The following is a 7,372-nucleotide window of genomic DNA, read 5'->3' as shown; positions in this document are numbered from 1 at the left end:
TCGGATGGCGTCTACAACAACAATTTCTTCGAATGCACCACCGGCTGCCCGGCCTCCACCGCGGCCAACCGCACCATCAATACCAACCGCATTTCCGGGCAATGGTATGTCGATGCATCGCTGACCAAGAAAATCAAGGTCGCCGGCTCCAAGGCCGATGTGTTCTTCTATGTCCGCAATTTGCTGAACAGCGATCCGGTGCTGGTCGGCAACGGCCCCACCGGCAACAACACGCCGGCCTATCCGCAAACCAATCGCGGGCTTTATGATGTGCTGGGCCGTGTGTATCGTCTGGGCGTGCGGTTCGAATATTGATTCTGGCTCCGGGGGGATAAGATCATGATATCAAAGCTGTTTGCCGGCTTGTTAGCGGCCACCACATTGGCCGGAACAATTGCGAGCCCGGCGCTGGCGCTGGCGACGCCGGCCCAGAAGAAGGATGCGGCAACGCTGATCGATGCGCAGGCCAAGCTGGCGCAGGTGATGGTGGACACGGTGTTCAGCTATGCCGAGCCGGGCTTTCAGGAGCACAAGACCAGCGCCTATCTGACCGCCATCCTCGAAAAAAACGGCTTCACCGTGGTGCGCGGCGCGGCCGGCATCCCCACCGCCTTCAGCGCCACCTGGAGCAACGGCCCCAGTGGTAAAGATGGGGGCCCGAAAATCGCGCTGGGCAGTGATATCGATGGCCTGCTCGGCCTGTCGCAATATCCCGGCGTGGTGGACATGAAGCCGATGGTGGAAGGCGGCCCCGGCCACGGCGAAGGCCACAACAGCGGCATGCCGATGATGATCGTCGCGGCGCTGGCCGCCAAGCAGGTGATGGAGAAGAACGGCATCAAGGGCACGCTGATGCTGTGGCCCGGCGTGGCCGAGGAATTGCTCGCCACCAAGGCCTATTATGTGCGCGCCGGCATGTTCAAGGATGTCGATGCGTCGATCTTCGCCCATGTCGGCCGCGATCTGGGCACCCAGTGGGGCCCGGCCGGCAACAATGGCATGGTCAGCGTGGAATACACCTTCAAGGGCAAGACCGCCCACGCCGCCGGCCAGCCTTGGGATGGCCGCAGCGCGCTGGACGGTGTCGAGCTGATGAACGTCGCCTGGAACATGCGGCGCGAGCATCTGCCGGTCACCCAGCGCAGCCATTATGTCATCACCGAAGGCGGCGGCCAGCCCAACATCGTGCCGGAAAAGGCCAGCGTCTGGTATTATTTCCGCGAAAACAAATTCTCCAGCATCCGCGGCCTCTATGAAATCGGCAACCGCATCGCCGATGCCGCTGCCATGGCCACCGACACCACGGTAACCCGGCGCACCCTGGGCTATGCCGCGCCCAATTACGGCAACAAGCCGCTGGCCGAGGCGCTGTATGCCAATATCAAGGCCGTCGGCCTGCCCACCTGGAGCGCCGCCGATCAGGGCTTTGCCAAGGCGATGCAGCAAGCCAATGGCCAGAAGCTGGAGCCGCTGGTCACCACATTGGCGCCGCTGTCCACCCCGGAAAGCCGCGGCGCATCGATGGGCGGCGGATCGGATGATATCGGCGATATCATGTGGACGGTGCCCACGGTGACCATCCGCTACCCCAGCAACATCCCCAACGCCATCGGCCACAACCGCCAATCGGCCATCGCCATGGCCACCCCGATCGCCCACAAGGGCGTGATGGTGGGCGCCAAAGCCGTGGCGATGACCATCCTCGATCTGATGACCACGCCAAAGATCATCACCGATGCCAAGGCCTATCAACAGGATGTGCAGTTCAAATCCGACAAATACGATCCGCTGCTAACGCCGCAGGACATGCCGGCCATCCACCTGAACACCGACATCATGGGCAAGATGCGGCCGATCCTTGAGAAATTCTACTATGATGCGGACAAGCACCAGAGCTATCTGGAACAGCTCGGCATCAATTACGAAGATTTCGCCAAGGTGAAGTGAGCCCCGGCGGACGCAAAAGCAAAGGGCCGGTGCCGCGAGGTGCCGGCCCTTGGTGTTTTGAGCGGCGCGGACAGTTCAGATGGCGACGTTGATGGCGGCTTCGCGATGTTGTTCTCCAGAGGCTGCCTTTCAGCAAGCGACCCACGTGCTGACACTAAGCGAATGTCTGCAATGTGCCTTCATCTCGGCCGTTCAGCGGCGCGCCACAGAACTCTGAACGCGGACATCGATTCACGGTCGTATAACGAGCCTCGAATGGCCGGGCATGGGGCATTGTTGCCATTTCTCGCGGGATCTCTGGACGTTGGCTCGCGTCACGAGCAGCCGTTCGGGCATCGTTCATCCGATAGCCACAGTTTGTCTTTTCACAAATCGGTTCGCGAACATCGGGACAAGCATGTGCGGGACGGTCAGCAGTGACAACGTCATGAAGCTGACCGCAAAGATGCTGGTTGTCGGCGAAGAGCCGTTGTGTAGCAGGAAGACCACCCCGGCCACGCCAAGCCCACCAACGCTGATCGGCACGACGATGCCGCGCCATTGCTGGGCGCCCTTCAACTCAAGTGCTTCGGTGTGGCTCTGAAACTGCAGGGGTGAGTGAACGAGACAGAAGAAAATTGCAAAACCGAGCACGGGCGGCAGCAACAGCATTGCGGCAAGTCCGCAACTTGCCAACAGCGCCAGTTTTTTCCGATCTGCCTGCCATAACAGGCCAACTCCAGCCACAGCCACCGCCAAAGCGACTGGCGCCACGAGCAATGACATGTCGGCAAGGGTGGCCGCGGCGCGATCCCCGGTTAGCACCGTGAATAACGCGCGCAAATTGGCAAGATGTAGCAATGCCGGCGCCGTTACGATTGCCGCGGCCATTGCGGTCGCAATGAAGCGCGATCCGCAAGCCTCCCAGTCTTCGGCAAAGTGCGCGACGGCCATTGCGAGGAATGCAGCAAGTGCCAGGACTGGCGCTAGGCGCCAAAGCACATACATGGCGGCGGCACAGCCGACGTAAAGCAGGACCAGATAAACCGTTGAGCCGGTGGCACCGGCGCGTCGCAGCAAGGCAAGATCAAAACTGCCGTGCGGCAAGCCAAAAATCAGCAGTGAGCATGCGAGGATCGCCGTCGTCGTTGGCGTCTGCGCAAAAAAGCCCACCAGATGGAGGCTGATCGTGAGGGTGGTTACCAGCAGAACCAAGCCAGCCGGAACATGCGTGGTACGTGCGGACACGGCGGTCATAGCTGACATGGTGCGTTGTCCCTAACCGACCGCGCCGGCAGGACGACGATGTCCTGCCGGCGGGCTCGCGGCGTATTATTCAGCAGCGACGGTAACGAGCGGCTTACCCGGTTCGCCATATTCCGCCGCCGACTTGCGGACGGCGATCATGTAGACAAGGATGCCGACGCCAACCTTGGCAACGAGGTCGGCAATCGTGTAGCCGATCTGCACCCCAGTCGCGACTGTCCCGCCCGCCAAGCTGGTGAAGGGAATCATGTAAACGATCGGGTAGAAGCCCCAGGAGGCGAAGGTCAGCAGACGGGCCTGCTTGATCAGCCCGCGGGCGTTTTCCGGCTGGCGTTCGATGGCGCTGCCCAGGCCCTTGAACAACTGCCAGACCACGTAGAGGAACGGAATGGTCGACAAGGTTCCCCACAAGGCGCGGGTCGCATTATCGGTGGCGATTTCGCCGGGGTAGCCGAGAATGATCATCAGCGCTGCTGCAAAACCCAGGCTGGTGGCCTTGGAAACGGTCTCCTTTTGCGAGAGCCGCATCACAAGCACCAACTCGATCAGCAGCAATGGTACGGTCAACAACCAGTCGACATACCGATAGGCGTCATTGAAGGCGACGCCGCTCGATTTGATCACGCCGTCGGTTAACGCGTAAGCCTCCGACCAGCTTTCAAAGATACGAAAGTAGTGATAGGCGGCGATCGCGGTAACAAGCCCCGTGATCGTCAGTGCAGTCTTGTAGGCATGGCCGACTTGCGATCGACCAAACCAGAAAAACAGCGTGCCGGCAGCCATCGCTGCAAATGTAAATGAAAAGGCGTTGTATACCAGCAGATACTGGCCTGCCGTAATAGTTTCCATATATTGCTCCTATGCCGGGCGTCTATTTGAAACGCCTGTTGCTAATGTTGACCTAACTCAACGAGTGTAATTCGCCATCAAGGCGACGGTTCCTTGCGACCACTGTCACAGGCGATGTCACATCATGAGACGGCGCCTGAAGCCTCGGCCGTGAGCCGCAATTGGGCCTGTCTCGCCGTTCAATCCATACAGCCTTTGGGCCGTGTGACGTTACAGCCCCGCCTCGACAGCAATGCGGATGGCGTCTGCGATGTTCGATGTGTGCAAATTGGCCAGCAGCAGCGAGCGGTGCATCTTCACCGTCTTTTCACTCAATGTAAGGGCATGGGCGATCTGCTTCGTGCGGTGGCCGGCCGCAATCAGTTGCAGGATCTCGCGCTGCCGTGGGGTCAGCAGCTTGACTCGCTCGACAGCCAGATAGTGTCGGTTGCTGTTGGGGCCGATATCATCATCGCCAAGTTCGACCTGAGATCCGAGAAAATAGCTCAGCGCCCCGTTCGCATCGAACACAGGGGCCACCAGCACGGCGTTTCGAAACGGTGTGCCGCAGCGCTTGTAGTTAAGGATTTCAACGAGGACAGGGCGATGCTCACGCACGCCAGCGCGGATCCGATCGGTCAACCATGGCTCGGTAGCAGGGCCGGCAAGAAACTTGCAGTTACGCCCGATAATCTCACTGTCCGCATAGCCGGTCAGTTCACAGAAGGCGCGATTGGTGGCGATGATCGGGTTATCTGCCAGCCTGGGGTTGCTGATCACGGCAGCAATCGGACTGACCCGAATTGAATTGATCAACCCGCCATCGAAGGTCTCGTAGTTGTCGAGCATTGACGTCTTCTTTCGTGTGTTCGCCGCACCGAGGACACGATCCGCGAAGTGCAATCACACTTGACACCATCTCGGTGAAGGCGAGATGGCGCAATATGGCGTCTTGCCGTGCGTCGTCAGCGACGACAGCCCCTGACGGCTCGGCGGGCGGGCTATCTGCAAAAAGGGGCGGACCAGATGCGGCATGCGGCATAGACAAAGCCAGGATTCGCGTCGTCACTTGTGCCCGGCAGCGTGCATCTGTCGGGTCTCTGGTTTCGGCATTGGCGTTCATCCACCGCATTTCAGGTCGCGGATCAGCGAACCATCATATGCTGCATGACCGACGGCTTCTGGCACGAGCATATGTCCACGAATTTAATATCTCATGGCGACAATTGTGCGGCAAGCGGTCGTTGTCTCCCGGCATCGGCAATGGGCAGCTATCCAGTAAGCGTGTCCGGAAGCTGCCATTCCGCCAACGGCCCAAAACCGGTGAGACGTCCGCCGCGCCAAACTGTCCGCTCTCCACCCCATGCCAGTCCTCCAGCTTGCTCAGTCAGTCAGCCGATTGCCGACAGTTACTGACGGCTGAATTTGCCCACGCCGACTCCTCCCCATGCGTGCATCGGGAAGGGCGGTTGCCAAGCGCCGGCCTTTGGGCCACCGTCTTCGCACAACAGCCACCGGGCATTGGCGGAGAGTGAAGATCATGAAATCGCATTGGCTTTTTGTCTCGGCGGCACTTCTGTGCCTGCCGGCCGCCAGCTTCGCGCAAACGGCTCGCGCCACTGCACCTGGGGACTTTTTCAAACAGCCGCCGGGCACGGATTATTACCTCGCCAACTATACCGAATACGAATCCTATCTGAAGAAACTGGCGACTGAATCCGATCGCATGAAGCTGGTCGATATCGGCAAGACCGCCGAGGGGCGCACCATGTGGGTGGCGATCGTTTCCACCCCGGCCAATCTGGCCAAGCTGGACGATTATCGCCGCATCGCCGAACGGCTGGCGCGGGCGCGCGGGGTGGACGAAGCGCAGGCGCGGGCGCTGGCGGCGCAGGGCAAGGCCATCGTGTGGATCGATGCCGGCCTGCATGCCACCGAAACCGTCACCTCGCAGGGCCAGATCCAGGTGCTGCACCGCATGCTCACCCAGAACGACCCCGAAACCCTGCGCATGCTGGACGACTGCATCATCCTGCTGGGCCACGACAATCCCGATGGCATGGAACTGGTCAGCAACTGGTATATGCGGCACCAAGACCCGAAGAAACGGGAATTTGCAACCATCCCAAGGCTTTATCACAAATATATCGGCCACGACAACAATCGTGACAGCTACATGGTGCAGATGCCGGAGACGGAAAACGTCAACCGCATGCTGTTCCGCACCTGGTATCCGCAGATCGTCTACAATCAGCACCAGACCGGGCCGGAAGGCATGGTGGTGTTCGTGCCGCCGTTCCGTGATCCGTTCAATTTCAACTATGATCCCATCGTGATGACCTCGCTGAACGAGGTCGGCTCCGCCATGCACTCCCGGCTGATCACCGAAGGCAAGGCCGGTTCCGGCATGCGCAGCGCCGCGCGCTATTCCACCTGGCACAACGGCATGGAGCGCAGCGTTGCCTATTTCCACAACAGCATCGGCCTGCTGACCGAAATCATCGGCGGCCCCACCCCCACCGCCATCCCGCTGGTGCCGGCCACGCAAGTGCCGCGCGGCGATGAAATGCTGCCGATCAGCCCGCGGGCGTGGAAGCTGCAGGACTCGCTGGACTATCAATGGACGCTCAACCGCGCCGTGCTCGATTACGCCTCGCGCAACCGGGAGCGGCTGTTGTTCAACATCTGGCGCATGGGCGCCAACAGCATCGAAAAGGGCAGCCGCGACAGTTGGACGATAACGCCATCGAAAGTGGAGCGCCTGGCCGATGCCGCCCCGCTCAAGGAAGATGGCATCGATGGCGCCGGCCGCCCGCGCCCCGGCGGCCCCAAGAAGGTTGATCCCAAGCTCTATGCCAGCATCCTGCAAGCCCCGGAGGACCGGGACGCGCGCGCCTATATCATCCCGGCCGATCAGCGCGACCTGCCCACCGCCGTCACCTTCCTGAACGCCCTGATCAAGAACGGCGTGGAGGTGGAACGCGCCGCCGCCGCCTTCACCGCCGGCGGCAAATCCTATCCGGCCGGCAGCTTCGTGGTGCGCACCGCGCAGGCTTACCGCCCGCACGTGCTGGACATGTTCGAACCGCAGGACCATCCCAACGATGTGCCCTATCCCGGCGGCGCGCCCACCGCGCCCTATGATGTGGCCGGCTACACGCTGGCCTTTCAGATGGGCGTGGCCTTTGATCGGGTGCTGGATGATGTGAAGGGCAATTTCGCCCCGGTGCCGGATCTGATGAAACCGCCAGCCGGGCGCATCGCTGGCAATGGCAACGCCGGCTGGCTGATCGGGCACGAAACCAACAACAGCGTCATCCTCACCAACCGGCTGCTCAAGGCCGGGGTGAAG

The 7,372-nt window shown here is 60.9% G+C and carries 5 protein-coding genes and 1 pseudogene; 3 read left to right on the top strand and 3 right to left on the bottom strand.

The annotated features are described in order from the left end of the window. Together ABWP50_RS11190 and ABWP50_RS11185 are read left to right on the top strand one after the other, a co-directional pair. Positions 1-315 (top strand): annotated as a pseudogene (locus ABWP50_RS11190) (TonB-dependent receptor plug domain-containing protein); the annotation flags it as partial. Positions 316-339: 24 nt separating this feature from the next. Then, positions 340-1,947, top strand: a complete 1,608-nt coding sequence (locus ABWP50_RS11185; RefSeq protein ID WP_353218066.1) for an amidohydrolase — start codon at positions 340-342, stop codon at positions 1,945-1,947. A gap of 339 nt (positions 1,948-2,286) precedes the next feature. Here the strand turns inward: ABWP50_RS11185 and ABWP50_RS11180 are convergent, their stop codons facing one another. From ABWP50_RS11180 to ABWP50_RS11170, 3 genes are all read right to left on the bottom strand, one after another. Then, complete coding sequence (locus ABWP50_RS11180) at positions 2,287-3,192, bottom strand: Brp/Blh family beta-carotene 15,15'-dioxygenase (RefSeq protein WP_353218065.1); 906 nt, start codon at positions 3,190-3,192, stop codon at positions 2,287-2,289. Between the two features lie 66 nt (positions 3,193-3,258). Beyond that, the gene (locus tag ABWP50_RS11175) at positions 3,259-4,041 is read right to left on the bottom strand and encodes a bacteriorhodopsin-like (RefSeq protein ID WP_353218064.1); all 783 of its coding nucleotides are present in this window, start codon (positions 4,039-4,041) and stop codon (positions 3,259-3,261) included. 210 nt (positions 4,042-4,251) lie between these two features. Then, on the bottom strand, positions 4,252-4,869 hold the full coding sequence (locus ABWP50_RS11170; RefSeq protein ID WP_353218063.1) for a LuxR C-terminal-related transcriptional regulator: 618 nt from the start codon (positions 4,867-4,869) through the stop codon (positions 4,252-4,254). 691 nt (positions 4,870-5,560) lie between these two features. Here ABWP50_RS11170 and ABWP50_RS11165 point away from each other — a divergent pair. After that, positions 5,561-7,372: M14 family metallopeptidase (locus tag ABWP50_RS11165; RefSeq protein ID WP_353218062.1), on the top strand; the 1,812-nt coding region annotated here is incomplete at its 3' end.

Origin of the sequence: Sandarakinorhabdus sp. (assembly GCF_040398645.1) — a bacterium.
GTDB lineage: Bacteria > Pseudomonadota > Alphaproteobacteria > Sphingomonadales > Sphingomonadaceae > Sandarakinorhabdus.
Note: the sequence above shows the minus strand (reverse complement) of the source record. Positions and strands in the feature narration are given on the sequence as shown.